This is a genomic window from Pseudoalteromonas sp. A41-2 (assembly GCF_015767615.1).
GTDB classification, from domain to species: Bacteria; Pseudomonadota; Gammaproteobacteria; order Enterobacterales; family Alteromonadaceae; genus Pseudoalteromonas; species Pseudoalteromonas lipolytica.
The window spans coordinates 881,923-902,476 of sequence record NZ_CP065231.1; the positions used below are offsets into that span (position 1 = coordinate 881,923).

Genomic DNA, 20,554 nt, shown 5'->3' on the forward strand with positions numbered 1-20,554 from the left:
ATAGAAGATGGATGGTCTTTTAAACCTTTGGCATGCAACGGGTATAGCAAACTTTACCTTTCCTGCTTTGATTATGATTGCCGTAGGGTGTTTATTGCTGTATTTGGCAATTGCACGTAATTTTGAGCCGTTGCTGCTTTTACCCATTGGCTTCGGCGCTATTTTGACAAACATTCCAGTTGCTGGGTTATCTGACCCAGGTGGGCTTTTATATTATGTTTATCACATTGGTATCGACTCAGGTGTTTTTCCACTGTTGATCTTTATGGGGGTGGGTGCATTAACAGATTTTAGTGCTTTAATTGCAAACCCTCGCATGTTGTTATTGGGGGCTGCTGCTCAGTTTGGTATTTTTGCAACCTTATTTGGTGCCATTTTACTTAACTTTATTCCAGGTTTTGAGTTTACCCTGCAAGATGCATCCGCTATCGCTATTATCGGTGGTGCAGATGGTCCAACGGCAATATTTTTAGCGTCGAAATTGGCTCCTGATTTATTAGGTGCCATTGCAGTAGCTGCTTATTCGTACATGGCATTGGTTCCTATAATTCAACCGCCCATCATGCGAGCTTTAACAACGCCTGAAGAGCGCCAAATTCAAATGCCACAATTACGTGCTGTGTCGAAAACTGAGAAGATTATTTTCCCGCTTATGGTATTGAGCCTAACTATTTTGTTCTTACCAGCGGCAACCCCTCTTGTTGGCATGTTTTGTTTAGGTAATTTAATGCGAGAGTCTGGTGTTGTTGACCGTTTAAGTAATAGTGCGCAAAACGAGATCATTAACATTACCACTATTTTCTTAGGTCTTGCTGTTGGCTCAAAACTGGCTGCCGATAAGTTCTTAACTGTCGAAACGATAGGTATTTTAGTACTTGGTGCATTGGCTTTTGCCATTGGTACAGCGTCTGGTGTCTTTATGGCAAAAGGCCTCAATAAGATTTCTAAATCACCTATTAACCCGCTAGTAGGGGCTGCTGGAGTGTCAGCCGTTCCAATGGCTGCGCGTGTTGTTAATAAAGTAGGCCTTGAAAGTAACCCGCATAATTTCTTGTTAATGCATGCAATGGGGCCAAATGTTGCAGGGGTACTAGGCAGTGCTGTTGCAGCTGGTATTTTGTTAGCGATTGTAGGTTAATAAATCGATTACACATTTTACTTCCAACCGACTGGCGCAGTAATTTTACTGCGCTTTTTTTTGCCTATAGACTGGTTACATTACCGTCTACATTAGGAAGCCACCATGAATATATTTGTTATCTTACTTTGCTTGTTTATTGCCTTGGTTATTCTGGTGCCGTTACTTGAAAAGTACCATTCAAAACTGGGCCTTGATGGCGCAACTAAATACGCTAAGTACATTTGGCCTCTGGTGATGATCTCAATGGTTATTCAGCTTATTTATTTACTCGTAAGGTAATTTAGGGCCAAGCACAAAAAAGCCGCTACAACGTGCAGCGGCTTTGTCATTATTAATTAGCTTATTTGTTTAAGGCTAATTGCATTTCACGGTTACGCTGTAATTGCGCTAAGAAGTTATCTGCAATAGGTTTAAACTTGGCTAACTCATCACGAGGCAAGGGTTCTGATTTAGGTAGTTTTACCGTTTTAGGGTTACGGTGTACACCATTTACCAAAAACTCATAATGTAAGTGTGGGCCTGTTACACGACCAGTAGCACCGACCGTACCAATTTTTTGGCCTTGCTTCACTTTCTGACCCGTTTTAACCATTTTTTTGTTTAAGTGTAAGTACTTAGTCACGTATTGAGTGCCATGGCTAATAAAAACATAGTTACCGTTGTACTTACTGTAGCCTGCCTTAAGCACTTTACCATTACCAGCTGAAACAACCGGTGTGCCAGTGCGCGCGGCATAATCGATACCGTTGTGTGGCTTAACTGTCTTTGTTACAGGGTGTAAACGGCGTGGGTTAAAGCTAGAGCTAATATATTTAAAGTTAACTGGTGCACGCAAGAAGGCTTTTTTCATGCTACGGCCTTCAGGAGTGTAAAAGTTACCATCTGTATGACGAATTGCTGTGTAGCGCTCGCCTTGGTTAATAAATTCTGCGGCAATAATTTTACCGTCGCCAATGTATTCACCATCAACATAATGTGCTTCGTAAATTAAACCGAATTGGTCGCCATTACGAATATCATTGGCAAAATCGACATCCCAACCAAAAATATCAGCAAAGTTCATAATTTGACGTTCGCTAAGGCCTGCGGCAATACCTGATGTCCAAAAGCTGCTATTAATCTCTCCACCGGCTGATTTACTCAGCGTTTCTATCTCTTTACTATCGATAGAGGTGTCGTAGTTACCTTCTTCGTTTAAGGTAACGTATAAGGTATCTGTTTTTGAGATAACATAGCGAAGCTGTGCTAATGAGCCATCTTCTGCGGTTGCAAAGCTTAATACTTCACCTGGATGAATTTTTGTCAGTTTACGCGTTTCAGCGTTTGTATTGATTAGCTTGTGTAATGTTTGTGCTGAAAAACCTGCACGTTTAAAAATAAGTGCTAAATTATCGCCATTGCGAACTTCATGGTCGATAAGGTCGTATTCTGGAAGTTTAGCTGCTGCTTGCTCAGAATTTAATTCAGTCAGTTTTTCGTTATCGTCAACTTTAACTTGTAATTCGTAGCGCTTGCCAATCTCAAGTGCATTCGCACTGTTATCCTTTGATGCGGTGGCTTTTTCCGAAGGTAATAATGCTAAGCCAGCAATAGCAGAAACCAAACCGAGAATAAGCAGTTTGTGTTTTTTGGGGAGTTTGTGCACAACGTGAACCATAACGTGCCTTTTTCTGCTGTCAAGAAAATTAATTACTAATATTGCAGGATATACCTAAAATAGAGCAAATACCAGAGTTTTGTAGATTTAAACTGGCGCTATTTTACGCTAGAATTAGTAGGCGCGTTAAACTTTTTTGATTAAATTTGCAGCAGATGCCAAGAGTTAAACTAATTATGCATTAGTTAACTAAAGTACCTTCATTAAAATGCAATAACGCGGTATAAAGAACAATCACGCGCGCTGCCTTCGGGGCTTTTACTTAACACGGTTAAGTTAGCTTTATTTTTGTGCAGTATTTCTGGCGCTAACTAGCTAAATTTTAATGTTTTAGTTCTATTTTAACCCTAATAGGCCACCACGCCCGGTAAGCTGAATTTTTGGAGTAATACACAGTGGATTTACAAACCGCTCTAGCTGAGATAAAACGCGGTGCAGAAGAGATATTAATTGAAGACGAATTAGTTGAAAAATTAAAGTCTGGTAAGAAGTTAAAGATCAAAGCGGGTTTCGATCCAACTGCGCCTGATCTACATTTGGGTCACACAGTACTTATCAATAAAATGAAAACCTTCCAAGACCTAGGTCATGAAGTGATTTTCTTGATTGGTGATTTCACAGGTATGATTGGTGATCCAACGGGTAAAAACGTGACACGTAAACCGTTAACCCGTGATGACGTGCTTGCAAATGCCGAAACATATAAAGAGCAAGTATTTAAGATTCTTGATCCTGCTAAAACAACGGTTGCATTTAACTCTACGTGGATGGAGACATTAGGTGCTGCGGGCATGATCAAACTGGCTGCGCGTCAAACAGTAGCACGTATGCTAGAACGTGATGACTTTAAAAAGCGTTATGCCGGTGGCCAATCTATTGCAATCCACGAATTTTTATATCCACTTGTTCAAGGTTGGGACTCAGTTGCATTAGAAGCAGACGTTGAACTAGGTGGTACTGATCAACGTTTTAATTTACTAATGGGTCGTGAGTTACAAAAAGACGAAGGTCAAAAGCCACAAACAGTGCTAATGATGCCGCTGCTTGAAGGGACTGACGGCGTACAAAAAATGTCTAAATCATTAGGCAACTACATTGGTATTACTGATGAACCAAACGATATGTTTGGTAAAGTGATGTCAATTAGTGATGAGCTAATGTGGCGTTACTATGACTTACTAAGTGCGTTATCTATTGAAGAAATTGCTGCGCTTAAGCAACGCGTTGCAGAGGGTGTTAATCCGCGTGATATTAAGATTGAACTGGCTAAAGAATTAATTGCGCGTTTCCACAGCGCAGATGCAGCCGAAGGTGCACACCAAGATTTCATCAAACGATTCCAAAAAAATGCTTTACCAGATGAAATCCCTGAAGTGACTGTAACCATCGCTGAAGAGTCGGTCTTTATCACTAATTTGCTAAAAGAAGCAAACTTAGTAGCGAGTACGTCTGAAGCAATGCGAATGATCAAGCAAGGCGCAGTTAAAATTAATGGTGAAGAAAAAGTAACAGATACTAAGCTTGAAGTTGCAAAAGGTACCACTGAGATTTACCAAGTAGGTAAACGTAAGTTTGCAAAGATCACGGTTGCTTAATACTTCCATACTAAGCAAAACAAAAAACCAGCTTCGGCTGGTTTTTTTGTCGCAATTAGTTAACGAGCAATAGTGTGGCTATTTCGATTGCAACGATTGATAGCAGCCAGAATGCTTTTGCTTGATTTAAACGGTTTACAAGCACAGGAATATCATCGGCAGTGGGTAATCGTTCGGTGCCTACACGCATTTTATTGTAACGTTCGCCTTGATAAAGTGCGGGGCCGCCAAGTTGTACGTGTAAGGCTGCTGAGGTCACACTTAATAACCAGCCTGTATTCGTTTGATAAAAATGTCTACCGTAGTATTTAATATAATGAATACTGTGTTTACTGGCATTGGTTGCCGCAATCGTGATGGCAACTAATCGAGTGGGTAGCCACTCAAGGACAAATAACAGCTTTGCGATAGGTTTTAAAAATGGACTATTTGGCTGTTGCTTTTTACGCCATGATTGGTGAATAAGCGTTAATAAACGATAAACGATTGCGCTAATAGGCCCGCCGATTAAATAAAAGAATATAACGGCAAAATAATGCCTCGCACTTTGCAGCACCAATGACTCCATGGTGGCTTTACAGATACCTGGCGATGAAAGTCGTGACACATCACGTGCAACCAAACTCGATAGTAGCTCTTTTGCGATAGCTTTTTGATTTTGTTTTATGAGTCTAGCAATACGCAGCGACTTCTTTTCTTGTAAGCGGCTACTTAGCAGTAAATATAAGATTAAGCCATTCAGTAACTCGGGGTAGAAAGCAAACTCTAAGAACAATACAACAAGAACGACAATCACTAAAACGGTCAAAGTAAAGGCAAGGGTAGAGGCAAGATATTGATAACTCGTGGGGTTTGAACGGTTATATAAACGCTCTCCCAAGGCTGCGAATATAATGCTTAAAAAAGTGTTGGGGTGATACCAGCTAACTAAGGGGAAAAAGCGCTCAGCAAGGAGCGCTATAAAAAATACAATAATGTCCAAATGGGTTTGAACAAAATGTGTAATCACCTTATAAACTCACCGAGGTCAGTTTTTCTAATAGGGCCACAACCATTTTTGATGAATTAATTGATGCTGTTTCAATGTACTCTTCAAATGACTGCGGTGATTCTTTACCCGCTATATCTGACATAGAACGAATAACCACAAACGGCGTTTCAAGTACGTGGCAAGCTTGAGCAATTGCAGCGCCTTCCATTTCTACGGCAAGCATTGTTGGAAATTCAGCACGTGTTTTTTCTATACGTACCGGGTCACACATAAACGAGTCGCCAGTACAAATTAGGCCAATCATGGTCTTAACATCACTGATTTGGCTAACGCTTTGTTCTGCAGCTTCAATCAGTTTTGGGTGAGCTGCAAAACCAGCAGGCATTTGTGGTACTTGACCGATTTCGTAACCAAACGCAGTAACATCAACATCGTGGTGACGCACTTCAGATGAAATAACCACATCACCCACATTTAATGACGGTTCAAAGCCACCCGCAGAACCGGTGTTGATCACACAATCAGGTGTAAAGTTATCAATGAGTAACGTGGTCGCTACCGCAGACGCCACTTTACCGATACCAGACTGAACAAGTGTTACTTTATTACCTGCTAATTCGCCTGTGTAGAATGTAAACCCTGCTTTTGTCATCGTGCTTGGGTTTGCCATTGCTTCGCGTAAAATTTTTACTTCTGGCTCCATCGCGCCAATAATACCAACGTGCATAATATTTGATTCCTTAGATTGAATAGGATGATTATACCTAAAAATGTATAAAACAAACAAAAAAGCAGACCCGAAAGTCTGCTTTTGCCACTATTATGACAACTTATATTTCAGCAAGTGCGGTAGAGCTCGTATGAGCTTTTGCTTGAGATGGCGACAATACTGCAGGCTTTGTAACACGGTTGCGTGTTGGTCTTATCGGCGCTGCTGCAGGTTTCCCTAGCTTAAACATAATCGCATCACGGACTTCCCTTGGTTGATAACCCGATTTCACCTTCATACGAATATGAGGAATGCCAGCCGCTTCTAATGCGCCACTAACAAACCAATCTCGCTGTGCTTTATGACCGTCTTTGTTGGTATTATTTACTAAATCAACCGCTGCAACGATTGTTAGCTTTTCTTTATCGATAAGCACATAATCTAATTGCTTACCTTTTGCCTTCGTCATGGCTGCTCGCTTTGCTTTAACAGATAAGCCTTGCTTGCAGTCAATTAAATCGATTAGTTTTACGCGGCTTACAATTTTGTATTGATCGCCAACGGCACGTTCAAGAAGGTTTAAAAAAGCACTTTCAACTTGAGTAAAAACACTTTGTTTACGAGTGAAAGGGTACGGGTTTCCGCCATCATCGCTGAACTTTGACGCAACAACAGAAGCCACTACGACTAAAACTAAAATTGATAATAAAGCGAATTCCATAAGGTAACTCCACAACAACAAATTGACACTGAAATATAAAAGCAATATGTGTGCCTAAGTGTCGGGAGTTACCAAATTATTTAAGCAGTATAACCGCCAGCAACTCCTTTTACGGCAATTGCAACAGCATCATGCGCATGGAGTGATTCGTAGTGGTTGATTTGCAACCAGTAATCGGCATAATCTTGCTCTTCTAACAGCCCTTTGATTTTACGAGCCGCGTCTTCACAGAACATCAGGTTTTGGCCATTTAAACGTGCAAATTCTTGCTCGTCTTCACGTTTAACTGCCGCTTGCACAGGGGTTTTTAATTCACCTTCTAATGCATCTATTAAGCCAACCACATCAAAGCTGGTGAGAGCGTTATCAAGCTTCACTTTCACATTTGCAATTGATCGCTGAGAGTGCGGTGTGGCGACAATCCCTTCTGTTGTGCCAAGCCAGTTTAAAACTGTTTGTTTATCAAGTTGTTGCTCTGCAAATTTTTCATCAAATGCATGTTGAATTAATTGCCTTGCGAGCGCAGCTGAGCATGGGCAAGTCGATGAGTAAGTGACATCAACCATTAGCTCAAAGCTTAATACACCTTGATTAATTTTGGCTATTAGGTGGATTGGGTAGTTTTTCCAACCCACTTTGCCACTCAACAAAGACTCACGACGCAACGGAAGCTCAAACTTAAATTCAATTTGTGCTTGGTCACTTAAATCATCATGGCTACTAATAAAGGTATCAAGTGCCTGAGCAAGTGTTTGTGGGTTCACTTGCTGCTCAGTTGATAAGGTATCGAGTGCTAAAAATAAGCGCGACATGTGAATGCCTTTCGCATCTTCTTTATGTAAATTTACAAATGCGCGTGCTTTAGCAACTACATTTACAGGGGCAATATTGCGAGATTCAAAAATGAAAGGAAGTTCAATTTCGCCCATGCCAACCCAGTCTAATTTTCCTGTTCGTAAGGCGGGAGCCGTATCAGCAATATCTGGCATCGTGGTCTGCATGGTAATACTCATTCTTTGCAATTATTAAAGCGCGGTATTTTACATGAAAAAATATAAAAAACGCGGCGTTGATGAAAAAATTCTGTGTTTATCGCACAATATGAATATTTCATAAGGAATAGTGATAAAATTAGCTATGCTGTTTTTTTTAGATTATGTGCCTAAGCTTTATCTATGATTGATTCTTCTTTGAGTCCGTGGGCTCGCACACTCTCAAGCTTTATATCAAAATACGGTGAATTCAAAACCGCCGCAGCTTGCTATGCCCTGTTATTGGTTATGTCTTTAATATTGTCGTGTATGTTTTACTACGTGGCAGTTGGAACCGTAACCTTAGTTGATGTATTGGCTGTAATGTTTTTTACGGCTGTCGTATCGCCAATTTTAATTTCTGTACTGTTAAATTCTATTCGTCAGTTAGAAGCGTCATACAGTTACTTAGACAGTGCAACCAAACAAGAAAAGCTCTTAAACCAAACGTTAAAAGACAATATTAGTCGCCTTAATGAAGAAATTGACGAACGTAAAATGGCGTTTCATGCCAAACACCGAGCAATTGAAGAGTTAAGACGAGAAATTGCCGAGCGTAAGAAAACACAACAAGAGTTAGCACAACAGGGCATGTTACTTCGCTCTATTGTCGACTCCTCACCCGATTTATTCTACTACCGTGATAACAATGGTGTGTTCGCTGGGTGTAATAAAATGTTTGAAGAGGTGATTGGTAAAAGTAGCGAAGACCTGATTGGCAAAAGTGTCGAAGAAATTTACCCAAGCGATTATCTACCTGAAGTATTACGCACCGACAAAAAAGTGTCGCAGACTCATCAAGCACTCACTTTAGACGTTGAATACCCTGTAGCAGGGGAGAAACGTTGGTTTGAAATGCGTAAATTGCCGTTTATTAATGAAAAAGGTGAATACATAGGCTTACTTGCGTTCGGTCGTGATATCACCAGCCGTAAAGAAGCTGCTCAAGCGCTAGAGGCAGCCTACAAAGATAAAGGGAAATTCATTGCTACTCTGAGCCATGAATTAAGAACCCCACTTAATGGCATTGTTGGTTTAACCCGCATGCTACTCGATACTGAGCTCGATAAGCAGCAACGAAGCTGGTGTAACACGGTGTTCTCAAGTGCTGAAACGCTGGGTAATATCTTTAATGATATTATAGATTTAGATAAAATTGACCGTGAGCAACTTGATATTGTAGCCGATTCAGTGAATGTTGCAGACTTTATCAATGATGTTGTGAACTTTGCGGGTTTAATTGCTGAACAAAAAGGCCTCGACTTTAATATCAAGCGTAAAGGCACGCTTGATGTGTATGCGTCTTTAGATCCGACCCGCCTTCGCCAAGTTGTTTGGAACCTTATTAATAATGCGGTGAAATTTACCCAGCAAGGTCATGTAGAACTCGAATGCCGCCGTGAAAATCGCCCAGATGGGCCTTGGTTAGTAATGCGAGTGAGTGATACAGGACAAGGGATCCCTCAAGAGCAGTTACACCGTATTTTTGACATGTATTATAAAGCGCCAGATATAAATGGCACCAACGCAATTGGCTCGGGAATTGGTTTAGCCGTAACCAAAGCGTTGGTTAGTGCTATGAAAGGTGAAATACATGTTAGCAGCACAGAGGGCGAGGGCAGTGTATTCGTGGTAGAAATCCCCCTTAAACTTTGTATTGCGCCAACCGAGCAAAGCTATGCAGTTCGCAGCTTAAACATTTTGTTAGTTGAAGATGTGCCATTAAATGCTGAAATAGCAACTAACCTGTTAGAGCAGCGTGGTCACGAAGTTATTTGGGCTGAAACCGGTGAAGATGCGCTGTCGTTTGTTTACACCGAGGATGATTTAGACTTAGTGCTACTGGATATGCAATTACCCGACATTAATGGTGATGAAGTAGCAAGGCAAATTCGTGATGATGAGCATTTTGATAACTTACCGATAGTCGCCCTTACCGCCAACGTAAGAAGCGCCGAAGAGGAGCTCGCTGGTATAAGTATTCAAGGTGCATTAGCAAAACCAATTAACACCACGAAGCTTGATAAAATGCTGGGTGAGCTATTTGATATTAAACAGCAAAAAGTACCTGACTCTGCATCTGTTAAAGCCGCTAAGCCGAAAGATCTTTCCGGTATCAAAGTAGAATTACTCGACATTGAAACCATTGAAGATTTTGTTGGCTCTATGGGGTTAGAGGTGTTTAAACGCAGCGCTGCGTTATTTGCTAAGCTTAACCCGCAGTATCAAACAGAATTAGCCGATGCTCTGGCTATAGACGACAGAGAAGAATATAAATCGGTAGCCCATAAGCTAAAAGGTGCTGCAGGTTCTGTTGGTTTAAACGATGTGCAATTACATGCTAAAAAGATGGAACACGGTGCGCTTGATGAGAGTGCAGAAGAACTGCAAGAGTGGTTAAGTGTTTTAGCAGACAAAATAAATGAAGGGCATGAAGCCCTCCAATTATTTTTACAACAGTTAGAAGATTAGTTCTAATTAGTTGTCAATTTTACCAATGAAGCGGTAGCCTTCACCATGGATGGTGCTGATAAGCTCAGATGTGCTGTTATCGCTTTCAAAGTGTTTTCTAATACGACGAATTGTTACATCAACTGTACGGTCGTTAGCGCGTAGCTCGCGGCCAGTCATATGCTTAATAAGTTGCTCACGGCTAAAGATACGGCCAGGAGAATCAAGCATTAAGCGTAACGCACGGTATTCACCTTTAGGCAGACGTTTAGCATCGCCACTTGGTGATGTTAAACAACGGCTGTTTTCATCAAGTTCCCAACCGTTAAATGTAATAACACCATTTGTTTCGATATTAGCTTCTTCGCCACCTAACGCTGTACGAGAGATTAGGTTGCGCGCACGAATCGTTAGTTCGCGAGGGTTGAACGGCTTAGTGATGTAATCATCTGCACCAATTTCAAGACCTAGAATACGGTCAACGTCGTTGTCACGACCTGTTAAGAAAATCAGGCCAACATTGCGTTTTTGACGTAATTCACGAGCTAAGATTAACCCGTTTTTACCTGGTAGGTTGATGTCCATAACTACAAGGTTCACATCATCATTATTTGTAAGCTTGTCATGCATATCATCGCCATCAATGGCTTCAATAACTTTGTAACCTTCAGCTTCAAATAAACTAACGAGGTTTAGTCGAGTTACGTCTTCATCCTCTACGATCAGAATGACTGGCGTTTGCATTGTATATTAACCTTTTCGGAAATTTTATTTACAAAAATTCGGTATTATCAAGCAAAACCGAATACTAGAGATTATAGGAGTAGATCCAATTGTTAACAAGTAAAATCAATTTGGATAAAACTTAGCCATAGCTAACAATCGAGATTGCACTTTAAAGTTCTGCTGCAATACGTGCTGCTTATTGATATACAGTCGGATTTTATTCCCTTCTTGAACCAGAGAGGCTATGCCGCCGTTTTCTAAAAAACTGATACTTTCACCTATTGTTAAAGTATCCAATGAAATTGTATCGGTCCAAAGTGGAAGTATATCATTTTCTAATGTTTCATCAATGTATGTGATATCACAAAGTTGAGAAAGTTCAGAAATTTGCTGAGTTTTTTTAACTAATATCACATTAATTGGTTTGTTGTTAATTTGCAGTTCATCTCGGTCCTTCATAAATGCACCAGGACCACTATTTAAACTGTAAAAACAAAATGACACAGGGCGTGCAGTGTCATCATGTGTGAACTCAACAAACTTCGCAATTTGAAATAAAAATGCCGACTTTACTTGGTCAGGCGACTTAGCCTGCGCGGGGTATGTTATAAGCACTAATACAAATAGATAAAAGAGCGCTCTCATTAAACTGCACCTTCGTTCAATGGCAGAGTAATAATAAAGTGAGCGCCTTCATTACTTAGCTCATCGTAAATAATGCTGCCCCCTAATGCTTGGGTAACTAAATTATAAACGAGGTGCATGCCTAGACCACTTCCACCTTCGCCACGTTTGGTGGTAACAAAGGGATCAAAAATTCGTTTTTTAATCGATTTGTCTACCCCAACGCCATTGTCGAAATAATGAATGACTAAGCTGCTCTCATTACGCTCAACGTCAAAGGTTATTTCGTTATTTTGATTGTCAGTAAAAGCGTGTATCACGGAGTTACTTAACAGTTGTTGTAAGATCTGTTGCAGCGGCCCTGACTTTGTTTCGATGCTAATGTCGTGACTGCAATTAATGTTTACTTTAGGGCTGCGGTATTCAATTTCTGAACGCATTGAGAGCACAACATCACTTAATAGGTTATGTAAGTTAACCAGAGAAGTCATTTCGCCATCTTGGTTTACAGCCACCTTTTTGAAGCTCGACACTAGTTCGGCAGCGCGGTTGAGGTTACGATAAATTAAGTCGAGGTTTTCAATGCCATCATCTATAAAGCGTTTTAAATGTGCCGATGTTAAGGTTTTTTGTTCAAACAGCGTATTGATTTCAGCCAGCTTGTCACGCAACAGCGTCGACCCGGTGATCCCCAGACCAATTGGGGTGTTAACTTCGTGTGCGACCCCTGCAACCATTTGGCCCAACGAAGCCATTTTTTCGTTTTCAACGATTTGGTTTTGATATTGATGCATTCGCTCAAGGGTGTTGAGTAGCTCTTGGTTTGCTTCACGAAGGGCAATGGTTCGCTGATTTACTTTTTCTTCAAGGCTTTGGTTGAGTTGTTTTATCTCTTGTTTGTCTTTTTCATGGCGCTCAATTTGTTTTTGAGTGCGCGCAAGCATGATGTTTAAGCTGCCCGCGAGTTGATTTATTTCATCAATATTGGTTTTTTGCGCGCGCGTTTCATAATTATGATTTTTAGAAACGTCTTGCAGTAACACACTCAGCTCATCAATGGGGTTTGCAATACGCTTTTGAATACTTCGCGCAACAAAAAACACTAATACCAGTACGAACAGCGTCAGTAGGATATCAATCATAATTTTATGATTAATGTATTCATTTAATCGGTCTAGACCACCGCGAATATACACATAGCCAATGGTGTTCCCCTCGTAAACGATAGGGGTAACAAGCTCAATAACCTTATCTTTAACATTAGGTACTAATAAGTCATTAATACTACCTACTTTAATTGGAACGGGCGGTGTTTTGCTGGCGTTAAAGCTACTGAAAAAAACCGGTTCATTAGAAAGCTCGTCAATAGAGTAAATATGAATGTTTTTTATTAAAGGCACTGACTCAAATGATTTTAAGCGCTCAGTTTCTGTTTCGTTATCGTCGAATAGCACGGTAACTTGTGCGTTGTATGCGACAATTTTAGATAAAATAGTAATCTTATCGATGATGAGTGATTTTTGCTCTTTTACATCAAGGTAGGTCGAAATAGAAATAGATAGCGACAAACAGAGTGCGGTAACTAACATTACTGCGTTAGTTAAAGCTTTGCGAATACTTGTTTGTGCAGAGAATATTGACATGCGCTGTCTAAAGCCAATCTTTTTAGTATTATTAGTAACTTCTTAGTCTAGCAAAGACAACAAAAAGTAACTAAATAATAAGAAAAATATTTCAACAACCAATATTAATTAACGAAAACTAAGCCGCTGAGTAAACTGAAAACTTAGTATTTTTGAAGTCAGTTGTGTATTGACCAAATTGTGCTTCAAGAATAGGAGGGTATTTCAAAAAGCTGTTCGCGACGATTGTAAGCTTACCCTGTTTAGTAAGGTGTTGTTTTGCATTAGCTAAAAACGCTTCAGCAATTGTGTAGTCGGTCGCAATGCCGGTATGAAAAGGTGGATTACTGATTATTAAATCAAATTTACCATCAATACTTTCAAGACCATCACTTAATATTGCGTCACCTTGTAAATTGTTTAACGCAAGAGTCTGTGTGGTTGCATAGGTTGCAAGTGCGCTGACATCACTGCAAGTAAACACAAGGTCAGGGTGTTTAATTCCTAGATAGGCGGCAATTACACCGGCCCCACAAGCAAAATCGAGTACTTTACCTTTACTGATATTAGGGGCGTTATTTAATAACACAGCGGTCCCTACATCGAGTGCGCCATGGTTAAATACTCCCGGTACACTGATAGCGGTAAATTCAAGATCGCCCGCTTTGACTTGAAATGGCTTGTGGTAACGGCTGATATCAAAACTATCGTTTAATGTCAGCTCAGAGAAAAGGTATAGAATACAGTGTTTGGCGCTATCGATTTTGTTACTAAAACCACATAAATCCTTAAGCTGTTTTTCTGCTGACTTAACGCCACCTTTGTTTTCACCAACAATAAGAAGCTGTGCATCTTCTTTACAATTAGCGCGAATATTATCAAGACACATTAAAGCTTCAGGCTTCGCTTTAGGGTAGTAATAGATAACTAAGTCGTAATTCCCTTCAGGAATAGTGTGATCAACCACCGCGCGTATGCCATTAATTTTACTGGCATACTGTGCATTTGCGTGGTTATAGCTAAATGCAGTTATGGCCGCATTTGGGTTTAATGCTTTTAGCTCTCGTAAAAAGCCATCTTGTTCAAAGTTAACCACTAAAATGGATTGCCCAACTAACTCTTCGTCGTTGCGAAGTAATAATAAACTGGGGTTGGTTAACTTACTCATTCTGGCTTTACCTTATGTTACTTCGTACGTTCAAACATTAAATCCCATACACCGTGACCTAAACGGTGACCGCGTTGCTCAAATTTAGTCAACGGGCGAGAATCAGGGCGAGGAACATAATCGTTTGTTTCAGATTGGTTTTTGTAACCTTCTGCAACTTGCATAACTTCTAGCATGTGTTCTGCGTAATTTTCCCAGTCTGTTGCCATATGGAAAACCCCACCTATTTTTAACTTACTACGTAGTTTTTGTGCAAATTCAGGTTGCACGATACGACGCTTGTGGTGACGCTTTTTATGCCATGGATCAGGGAAAAACAGTTGCAGCTTAGATAAGCTTTCATCGGCAATACAGTCAGCCAACACTTCAACAGCATCGTGCTCAAATACACGTAGATTGGTAATACCCGCTTCATCGGCATCCATTAAACATGCACCCACACCTGGGCGATGTACTTCGATACCAATAAAGTTTAACTCAGGGGCATTTTTAGCCATTTCAACAAGTGATTTACCCATACCAAAGCCGATTTCTAATACGATATCGTTATCGTTACCAAAGACGTCTTTCAGGTCGAGCATGCCGTTTTTATGCTCAAGGCCCATTGTTGGCCAACACTTTTCGATGGCGGCTGCTTGGCCTTTAGTTAGGCGACCTTCGCGCTTAACGAAACTACGAATAGTGCGGATATATTTACCCTCTTGCTTTGCTTGCTCGAGGTTAGGGTTACTTGAGTCATTCATATAATTTGGCCTGATAAAAACACGGACTATAGAAAAAGGGTGCGTATTATCCCTGACCAGCGCCTTGAGTACAATAGTTAGGACCTGTTTATCTTTCGAGATTAATTTTGCTGTAGTGAATTTGATATTGAGGCATGGCGGAGTTTATGACGTGGAGAGGGGGCATAATTGGCAAAAGCGCTGTGTCGCTGTTAAATACGCGAAGCGCTTTTGCTCTATTTAAGGACGGATTAACTCTTATATTAACTCTTATTTAATCCTGTAAGGGCAACACGCCTCGATGCTGGGTTTTCACTTGCTTGGCCTAACTAACTGCAATAGACTGAGCCGCAATGAGCTTCAGCAAGTAAAGATGTTATTTTGAATTTAAGCAATAAGGAGTCAACTTGGTTTGCTAACCAAGTGGTTGACTGGTATCACCTTCATGGTCGTAAGACACTGCCATGGCAATTAAATAAAACCCCTTACAAAGTATGGATCTCCGAAGTGATGTTGCAACAGACGCAAGTGATCACTGTTATCCCATACTTTGAGAAGTTTATGCAAAGCTTCCCTGATATTATCGCGCTCGCTAATGCTGATGAAGATCAGGTTTTACATCACTGGACTGGGCTTGGTTATTACGCCCGTGCCCGTAATTTACATAAAACAGCAAAAATAGTCCGTGATAAATACCAAGGCAAGTTTCCTACGACCCTCGAAGAAGTCATGGATTTACCTGGCATTGGCCGCTCGACTGCAGGCGCTATTTTATCGTTATCGCTGGGTCAACATCACCCTATTTTAGATGGTAATGTTAAGCGGGTTCTTGCGCGGTTCTTTATGGTTGAGGGCTGGTACGGGGTTAAAAAAGTTGAAAACCAGCTTTGGTCGTTATCGTCTCAGTTAACCCCCAAAGAGTCGGTTACTGAATTTAACCAAGCCATGATGGACTTAGGAGCAAGTCTTTGTTCTCGCAGTAAGTTTGATTGTCAGCCATGCCCGTTAAAGAGTAAATGTCAGGCATTTAATCAAGGTAAAGTGAAAGAGTTTCCACACTCAAAACCTAAAAAAGCGGTGCCTAAAAAAGCGTGTCATCAACTTATTTTAGCCTGTGACAATAAAGTATTAATGGAAAAGCGGCCAAGTAGCGGTATTTGGGGAGGTTTATTTGGCTTTTTTGAATTTACCGAGTACAGCGAGTTAGAACACTTTTTAGCACAACATGGTTTAACTGATAACACGCAAGCACTTGAGGCATTTACCCATGTATTCTCGCATTTTGAATTAACCATTAACCCACATGTGCTAACCTTACCGGCAATTCCTGATTTTATTAACGAGCGCCAACTTGTTTGGTATCCGCTTGACGAATCGGTTGAAGTTGGGTTGGCTGCACCCACTAAAAAGCTGGTTAAACAATTAAGCACAATAGATTACAATAGCATCACGCAATAAGAGTAGAGAGCAATTATGGCACGTACAGTATTTTGTCAAAAGTTACAAAAAGAAGCTGAAGGCTTAGGCTTCCAACTATACCCAGGTGAGCTTGGTGAAAAGATTTTCAACAACATCAGCAAAGAAGCGTGGGGCCAATGGCAGCATAAGCAAACAATGCTGATCAATGAAAAACATTTAAATATGATGGACCCAGAGCACCGTGCTTTTTTAGAAGAGCAAATGGTAGGGTTTTTATTTGAAGGTAAAGACGTAGAAATTGAAGGCTACCGTCCACCTGAAAAATAATAGAAAAGGGCCAAAAGGCCCTTTTTTATTGCTCGGTTTCAGCTTTTTTAATTTGCTCTTTGAGAAACTGCGCTACCTTAGAGTACTCAATTTCAAAACCATCACGCAGCTCAATTAGCTCATCGCTGGTTGGCTCTTCGTTTTTGCAAAAGTGCTCAAATTCAGCGGCAAGCTCGGCGACTTTCATCGCACCAATCGTTTTCGAAATTGATTTTAGCTGGTGGCACGACGAAATAATGCTGTCGATGTCATGTTCAATGACACCCGCATTAATATTTTTAGTCAATTGATTACTTTGCTCTAAATACATTTTAAAGAAGCGCAGTTTTTTAGCCTCATCGTTATTAATATATTTAGCGAGCATGTTCATATCGATAGGCATAGCTGATTTTTTGGCTTCAACCGATGTGCTTTGTGGATTTCTTTTGTTAGACCACTTTAATAAGGTGGATTCAAGCACATTTAATTCAACAGGCTTAGTGATGTAATCATTCATACCAATGCTCAAGCAACGATCTTTTTCACCTTTAAGCGCATTTGCTGTGATTGCTACTATATACGGTTGTGCATTAATGTCTTCTAGCTGAGAAGCTTCTTCGCGAATACTTTTTACCATGTCGTAACCTGACATTTTTGGCATGTGTAAGTCGGTGAGAATAATCGCATAGTGATTTTTTCGCCACAGCTCTAAACCTTGTTGGCCATTTTCTGCCAACTCGACCCCGTAACCGAGTAAATGAAGTTGGTCAGTTAACACTTGCTGGTTTAAAACATTATCTTCCACTAACAGAATAAGCTTATTTTCCTCGCGCGCTTGTTCAACGCTTAAGTAGTTGTTAAATGTTTTTGCAGAAGTAATTTGCTTTGGCTGATGTAAGCCCGCAGCAACAAGTAGCGACATCATAAAGTTAGACTTACACAGTGGGGCAGCATTTAAATAGAAAATATTTTTATGATTAACGGCTGCTTCATCTAATTTACTGAGAACGATTACTTGTTGGTGGTTATCTTCTAGCGTGTAAAGCAGGCGGCGCAATATATAATTAATGTCCTCCATGCTTTCGATCCCATCGAGAACCCAAATAATATCTTTACTGTCTTGTTCTGCTTCTATTTTTTCGTTGCTGTCGGCAATGACGGCGGTGGCCCCCATAAACGAGAGATAGCGCGTTAATAGTTTTTTACGGCCATCATGATTCGTAACAACTACAACGCGCTGATCTTTAATGACGTGTTTATGTGCAAAATCGACTTTACCTTGCGTGCTAAAAGGAAGTTCTACAATAAATTCACTGCCGATACCCAAGTCACTAGTGACAGAAATAGTGCCCAGCATAAGCTCTGTTAAGCTTTTACAAATGGATAACCCCAGGCCTGTTCCACCGTATTCACGCGTAATTGAGCTTTCGGCTTGTATAAAGGGATTAAATATTTCGCCAAGTTGTGCGCGTGTCATCCCTTTGCCATTATCAGAAACACTAAAGCGTAAGGTGTAGTGATCGGTGGTATTTTGCACCACTTCTACTGATATTTTTACGCAGCCTTTACGGTTATCATCGGTGGTGGTGAACTTAATGGCGTTACTACATAGGTTGTACAGTACTTGGCGTACGCGAACAGTATCTCCAATCAGGTTGGTTGGAATGTCGGGGGCAATGGCAAGCTCAAGGTCAAGATCGCGCTTTCTCGCGACAGAGGACAACACCCGCGCGACCTCTTCAATGGTGTCTGACACTGAAAATGGCGTATTATCTATATTAAGTTTACCCGCCTCGATTTTAGAAAAATCAAGAATATCATCCAAAATTCCCAATAATGAAAACGCTGAGTCTCTAATAATGGTGCTTAGTCTATGTTGCGCTCCATCAAGTTCTGTTTGACGCAGTAAATCAATTGTACCAATCACGCCATTCATGGGAGTGCGAATTTCATGACTCATGGTTGCTAAAAAGGTCGTTTTGGTTTCGTTTGCTTGTTCTGCTTTTAAGGTGGCTTGTTCAAGGGCCAGTGTTCTGCTTTGTACCTCTGCTTCAAGACCGCTTTGTAGTTTTTCTAAGTCTTGCTGAGCGGCTTTGTTTTCGGTAATAACCGACAACACTTTATTAAGTAATTGATTAATGTTTTTAGCGACTTTATCTAAGCCAAAATCGAGCTCTTCTGACACCTGCGTTTGATAATCGGCATTTTGTGTTATTACCATTAATTCGTTGCTGAGTGATTCGCTGTTTTTCATAAAACGCTTATTAATTAATACACTCAAGGCAAATGATAAAATAACTAAAGCTAAAAGCGTTAAACCCGCGAGGGCATACGAGAGCGCGGCTGATTCTATGATTGGTTGCTGCTGTGGATGTTGTTTTACTATAAGCTCACCAACGGGTTGATCATTCAGCTCAAGCACCGTATGAATAATTGTGCCTTGAGCAAGTTGCTGGTCCACTTTACTTGAAGCGATAAGCGCCTCTTTGTTATTAGCGTAGACAAGCGATGCATCGCCATTAATTTCGTATCTATATAAGTAGTAATCAAAATCTTTATTAAGCAATAGGCTTAAATCGAGTACTTCTTTAACTTTATCTTGTCCAGGCATAGTGAGTGCGCTGATAAGTGGTGCAGATAATAACTCTGAAACTTCTATTGCAGTTAAGCGAGGGGGCTCTGTTTGCTTCGGCGCGTTACTGGTTGGGTAAAAGGAGTAAGCAACCACCGCTAATAGGGTGATAACTACGTTTGTTATTATAAAAAGAGGTAATAGGCCTTTTACAGTAGAGGTCGATTTACTCGGCATGGGTCTTATCCAATAATTTTACAGCAAAATTAAGCAGTTCCTTGATGGTAGAACAATCCTACCATCAACGAAGAAAAATTCACCACGTTTTTACCTAAGGAAACCAAATAACAATTAGAGTAAACTATCAGAAAGCGTCAGTTTGATGCTTAAATAACCGTAAAAGTATTAAAAATAGCAATCTTGATGGAAAACTGTTCAAACAGTTATAAAGCTCAAAAAAAAAGTTGACTTGCGAAGGCAAAACCCGTTTAATACGCCGCACGCCCAGATAGCTCAGTCGGTAGAGCAGAGGATTGAAAATCCTCGTGTCGGTGGTTCGATTCCGCCTCTGGGCACCATTATTAAAAATATTGGTGTTTTAAATCAAAAGATTATAACATTAATATAGTGCAGCAGCACACAGCTTTAGTGTGCCGACTTAGCTCAGTTGGTAGAGCAACTGACTTGTAATCAGTAGGTCATCCGTTCAACTCGGATAGTCGGCACCATTTATTAAAAGTCTAGTTAATTAACTAGTTTTTAAGCCCAGATAGCTCAGTCGGTAGAGCAGAGGATTGAAAATCCTCGTGTCGGTGGTTCGATTCCGCCTCTGGGCACCATTATTTGATAATTACTTTTAAAGTGATTATAGTGCACAACGCACACAGTTTTAGTGTGCCGACTTAGCTCAGTTGGTAGAGCAACTGACTTGTAATCAGTAGGTCATCCGTTCAACTCGGATAGTCGGCACCATTTATTAAACAATTAGTAAATTGTTATGCCCAGATAGCTCAGTCGGTAGAGCAGAGGATTGAAAATCCTCGTGTCGGTGGTTCGATTCCGCCTCTGGGCACCATTATTTAAAAGCCTCGCTATTGCG

17 protein-coding genes and 5 tRNA genes are annotated in these 20,554 nt (G+C 40.6%); 11 read left to right on the forward strand and 11 right to left on the reverse strand.

The genetic code is table 11. The annotated features are described in order from the left end of the window. Positions 1-7: 7 nt before the first annotated feature. Together IT970_RS04145 and IT970_RS04150 are read left to right on the forward strand one after the other, a co-directional pair. Complete coding sequence (locus IT970_RS04145; RefSeq protein WP_036970471.1) at positions 8-1,138, forward strand: sodium ion-translocating decarboxylase subunit beta; 1,131 nt, start codon at positions 8-10, stop codon at positions 1,136-1,138. A gap of 105 nt (positions 1,139-1,243) precedes the next feature. After that, positions 1,244-1,420: a hypothetical protein gene (locus tag IT970_RS04150; RefSeq protein ID WP_162898025.1), complete on the forward strand. Its 177-nt coding sequence runs from the start codon at positions 1,244-1,246 to the stop codon at positions 1,418-1,420. A gap of 61 nt (positions 1,421-1,481) precedes the next feature. On the opposite strand, the gene IT970_RS04155 is transcribed toward IT970_RS04150, so the two are convergent. Next, on the reverse strand, positions 1,482-2,798 hold the full coding sequence (locus IT970_RS04155) for a peptidoglycan DD-metalloendopeptidase family protein (protein ID WP_036970468.1): 1,317 nt from the start codon (positions 2,796-2,798) through the stop codon (positions 1,482-1,484). 395 nt (positions 2,799-3,193) lie between these two features. Here IT970_RS04155 and tyrS point away from each other — a divergent pair, with 395 nt between their 5' ends. Then, positions 3,194-4,393 carry a tyrosine--tRNA ligase gene (gene tyrS, locus IT970_RS04160; RefSeq protein WP_065978412.1) on the forward strand — a complete coding sequence of 400 codons (1,200 nt, stop codon included), beginning with the start codon at positions 3,194-3,196 and terminating at the stop codon, positions 4,391-4,393. Between the two features lie 55 nt (positions 4,394-4,448). On the opposite strand, the gene IT970_RS04165 is transcribed toward tyrS, so the two are convergent. The 4 genes from IT970_RS04165 to folE2 form a co-directional block, all read right to left on the reverse strand. Beyond that, entirely contained in the window at positions 4,449-5,402 is a 954-nt protein-coding gene (locus IT970_RS04165; RefSeq protein WP_065978411.1) for a cobalamin biosynthesis protein CobD/CbiB, read from the reverse strand. Position 5,403: 1 nt separating this feature from the next. Further along, complete coding sequence (gene mtnN, locus IT970_RS04170) at positions 5,404-6,111, reverse strand: 5'-methylthioadenosine/S-adenosylhomocysteine nucleosidase (RefSeq protein ID WP_065978410.1); 708 nt, start codon at positions 6,109-6,111, stop codon at positions 5,404-5,406. 103 nt (positions 6,112-6,214) lie between these two features. Then, on the reverse strand, positions 6,215-6,814 hold the full coding sequence (locus IT970_RS04175; protein ID WP_036970456.1) for a DUF2726 domain-containing protein: 600 nt from the start codon (positions 6,812-6,814) through the stop codon (positions 6,215-6,217). A gap of 80 nt (positions 6,815-6,894) precedes the next feature. Next, a complete protein-coding gene (gene folE2 / locus IT970_RS04180) occupies positions 6,895-7,815 on the reverse strand; it encodes a GTP cyclohydrolase FolE2 (RefSeq protein WP_182396174.1) in 921 nt (306 codons plus the stop codon). A gap of 174 nt (positions 7,816-7,989) precedes the next feature. Here folE2 and arcB point away from each other — a divergent pair, with 174 nt between their 5' ends. Continuing rightward, positions 7,990-10,317 carry an aerobic respiration two-component sensor histidine kinase ArcB gene (arcB, locus tag IT970_RS04185; RefSeq protein WP_182396175.1) on the forward strand — a complete coding sequence of 776 codons (2,328 nt, stop codon included), beginning with the start codon at positions 7,990-7,992 and terminating at the stop codon, positions 10,315-10,317. Between the two features lie 6 nt (positions 10,318-10,323). Here the strand turns inward: arcB and arcA are convergent, their stop codons facing one another. The 5 genes from arcA to trmB all read right to left on the reverse strand — a co-directional run bounded on the left by arcA (position 10,324) and on the right by trmB (position 15,179). Continuing rightward, complete coding sequence (gene arcA, locus IT970_RS04190) at positions 10,324-11,040, reverse strand: two-component system response regulator ArcA (RefSeq protein ID WP_036970449.1); 717 nt, start codon at positions 11,038-11,040, stop codon at positions 10,324-10,326. 105 nt (positions 11,041-11,145) lie between these two features. Then, a complete protein-coding gene (locus IT970_RS04195) occupies positions 11,146-11,667 on the reverse strand; it encodes a YfiR family protein (protein ID WP_036970447.1) in 522 nt (173 codons plus the stop codon). Further along, positions 11,667-13,289: an ATP-binding protein gene (locus tag IT970_RS04200; protein ID WP_036970444.1), complete on the reverse strand. Its 1,623-nt coding sequence runs from the start codon at positions 13,287-13,289 to the stop codon at positions 11,667-11,669. Before IT970_RS04200 ends, IT970_RS04195 begins: the two co-directional genes overlap by 1 nt. 118 nt (positions 13,290-13,407) lie before the next feature. Beyond that, the gene (locus IT970_RS04205; RefSeq protein WP_036970441.1) at positions 13,408-14,436 is read right to left on the reverse strand and encodes a methyltransferase; all 1,029 of its coding nucleotides are present in this window, start codon (positions 14,434-14,436) and stop codon (positions 13,408-13,410) included. 17 nt (positions 14,437-14,453) lie between these two features. Then, complete coding sequence (trmB, locus tag IT970_RS04210) at positions 14,454-15,179, reverse strand: tRNA (guanosine(46)-N7)-methyltransferase TrmB (RefSeq protein WP_196857628.1); 726 nt, start codon at positions 15,177-15,179, stop codon at positions 14,454-14,456. Positions 15,180-15,539: 360 nt separating this feature from the next. Here trmB and mutY point away from each other — a divergent pair, with 360 nt between their 5' ends. Together mutY and IT970_RS04220 are read left to right on the forward strand one after the other, a co-directional pair. Then, the gene (gene mutY / locus IT970_RS04215; RefSeq protein ID WP_206770731.1) at positions 15,540-16,616 is read left to right on the forward strand and encodes an A/G-specific adenine glycosylase; all 1,077 of its coding nucleotides are present in this window, start codon (positions 15,540-15,542) and stop codon (positions 16,614-16,616) included. 15 nt (positions 16,617-16,631) lie between these two features. Beyond that, positions 16,632-16,904: an oxidative damage protection protein gene (locus IT970_RS04220; RefSeq protein WP_036970432.1), complete on the forward strand. Its 273-nt coding sequence runs from the start codon at positions 16,632-16,634 to the stop codon at positions 16,902-16,904. 25 nt (positions 16,905-16,929) lie between these two features. On the opposite strand, the gene IT970_RS04225 is transcribed toward IT970_RS04220, so the two are convergent. After that, positions 16,930-19,692, reverse strand: a complete 2,763-nt coding sequence (locus IT970_RS04225; protein ID WP_196857629.1) for an ATP-binding protein — start codon at positions 19,690-19,692, stop codon at positions 16,930-16,932. Between the two features lie 265 nt (positions 19,693-19,957). Here IT970_RS04225 and IT970_RS04230 point away from each other — a divergent pair. The 5 genes from IT970_RS04230 (at position 19,958) to IT970_RS04250 (ending at position 20,530) form a co-directional block, all read left to right on the forward strand. Beyond that, positions 19,958-20,033: transfer RNA gene (locus IT970_RS04230), tRNA-Phe, on the forward strand. Positions 20,034-20,107: 74 nt separating this feature from the next. Continuing rightward, positions 20,108-20,183, forward strand: a tRNA-Thr gene (locus IT970_RS04235). Between the two features lie 35 nt (positions 20,184-20,218). Beyond that, positions 20,219-20,294 (forward strand) — tRNA-Phe (locus IT970_RS04240). 57 nt (positions 20,295-20,351) lie between these two features. Beyond that, positions 20,352-20,427: transfer RNA gene (locus tag IT970_RS04245), tRNA-Thr, on the forward strand. Between the two features lie 27 nt (positions 20,428-20,454). Next, positions 20,455-20,530, forward strand: a tRNA-Phe gene (locus IT970_RS04250). The last annotated feature ends 24 nt before the right edge of the window (positions 20,531-20,554 follow it).

What these genes read in the sequence shown, in the direction of transcription:
- IT970_RS04145 (WP_036970471.1), top strand. Translation starts at nt 8, where the DNA reads ATGGATGGTCTTTTAAACCTTTGGCATGCAACGGGTATAGCAAACTTT.
- IT970_RS04150 (WP_162898025.1), top strand. Translation starts at nt 1,244, where the DNA reads ATGAATATATTTGTTATCTTACTTTGCTTGTTTATTGCCTTGGTTATT.
- IT970_RS04155 (WP_036970468.1), bottom strand. Translation starts at nt 2,798, where the DNA reads ATGGTTCACGTTGTGCACAAACTCCCCAAAAAACACAAACTGCTTATT.
- mtnN (WP_065978410.1), bottom strand. Translation starts at nt 6,111, where the DNA reads ATGCACGTTGGTATTATTGGCGCGATGGAGCCAGAAGTAAAAATTTTA.
- IT970_RS04175 (WP_036970456.1), bottom strand. Translation starts at nt 6,814, where the DNA reads ATGGAATTCGCTTTATTATCAATTTTAGTTTTAGTCGTAGTGGCTTCT.
- folE2 (WP_182396174.1), bottom strand. Translation starts at nt 7,815, where the DNA reads ATGCAGACCACGATGCCAGATATTGCTGATACGGCTCCCGCCTTACGA.
- arcB (WP_182396175.1), top strand. Translation starts at nt 7,990, where the DNA reads ATGATTGATTCTTCTTTGAGTCCGTGGGCTCGCACACTCTCAAGCTTT.
- arcA (WP_036970449.1), bottom strand. Translation starts at nt 11,040, where the DNA reads ATGCAAACGCCAGTCATTCTGATCGTAGAGGATGAAGACGTAACTCGA.
- IT970_RS04195 (WP_036970447.1), bottom strand. Translation starts at nt 11,667, where the DNA reads ATGAGAGCGCTCTTTTATCTATTTGTATTAGTGCTTATAACATACCCC.
- IT970_RS04200 (WP_036970444.1), bottom strand. Translation starts at nt 13,289, where the DNA reads ATGTCAATATTCTCTGCACAAACAAGTATTCGCAAAGCTTTAACTAAC.
- IT970_RS04205 (WP_036970441.1), bottom strand. Translation starts at nt 14,436, where the DNA reads ATGAGTAAGTTAACCAACCCCAGTTTATTATTACTTCGCAACGACGAA.
- trmB (WP_196857628.1), bottom strand. Translation starts at nt 15,179, where the DNA reads ATGAATGACTCAAGTAACCCTAACCTCGAGCAAGCAAAGCAAGAGGGT.
- IT970_RS04220 (WP_036970432.1), top strand. Translation starts at nt 16,632, where the DNA reads ATGGCACGTACAGTATTTTGTCAAAAGTTACAAAAAGAAGCTGAAGGC.
- IT970_RS04225 (WP_196857629.1), bottom strand. Translation starts at nt 19,692, where the DNA reads ATGCCGAGTAAATCGACCTCTACTGTAAAAGGCCTATTACCTCTTTTT.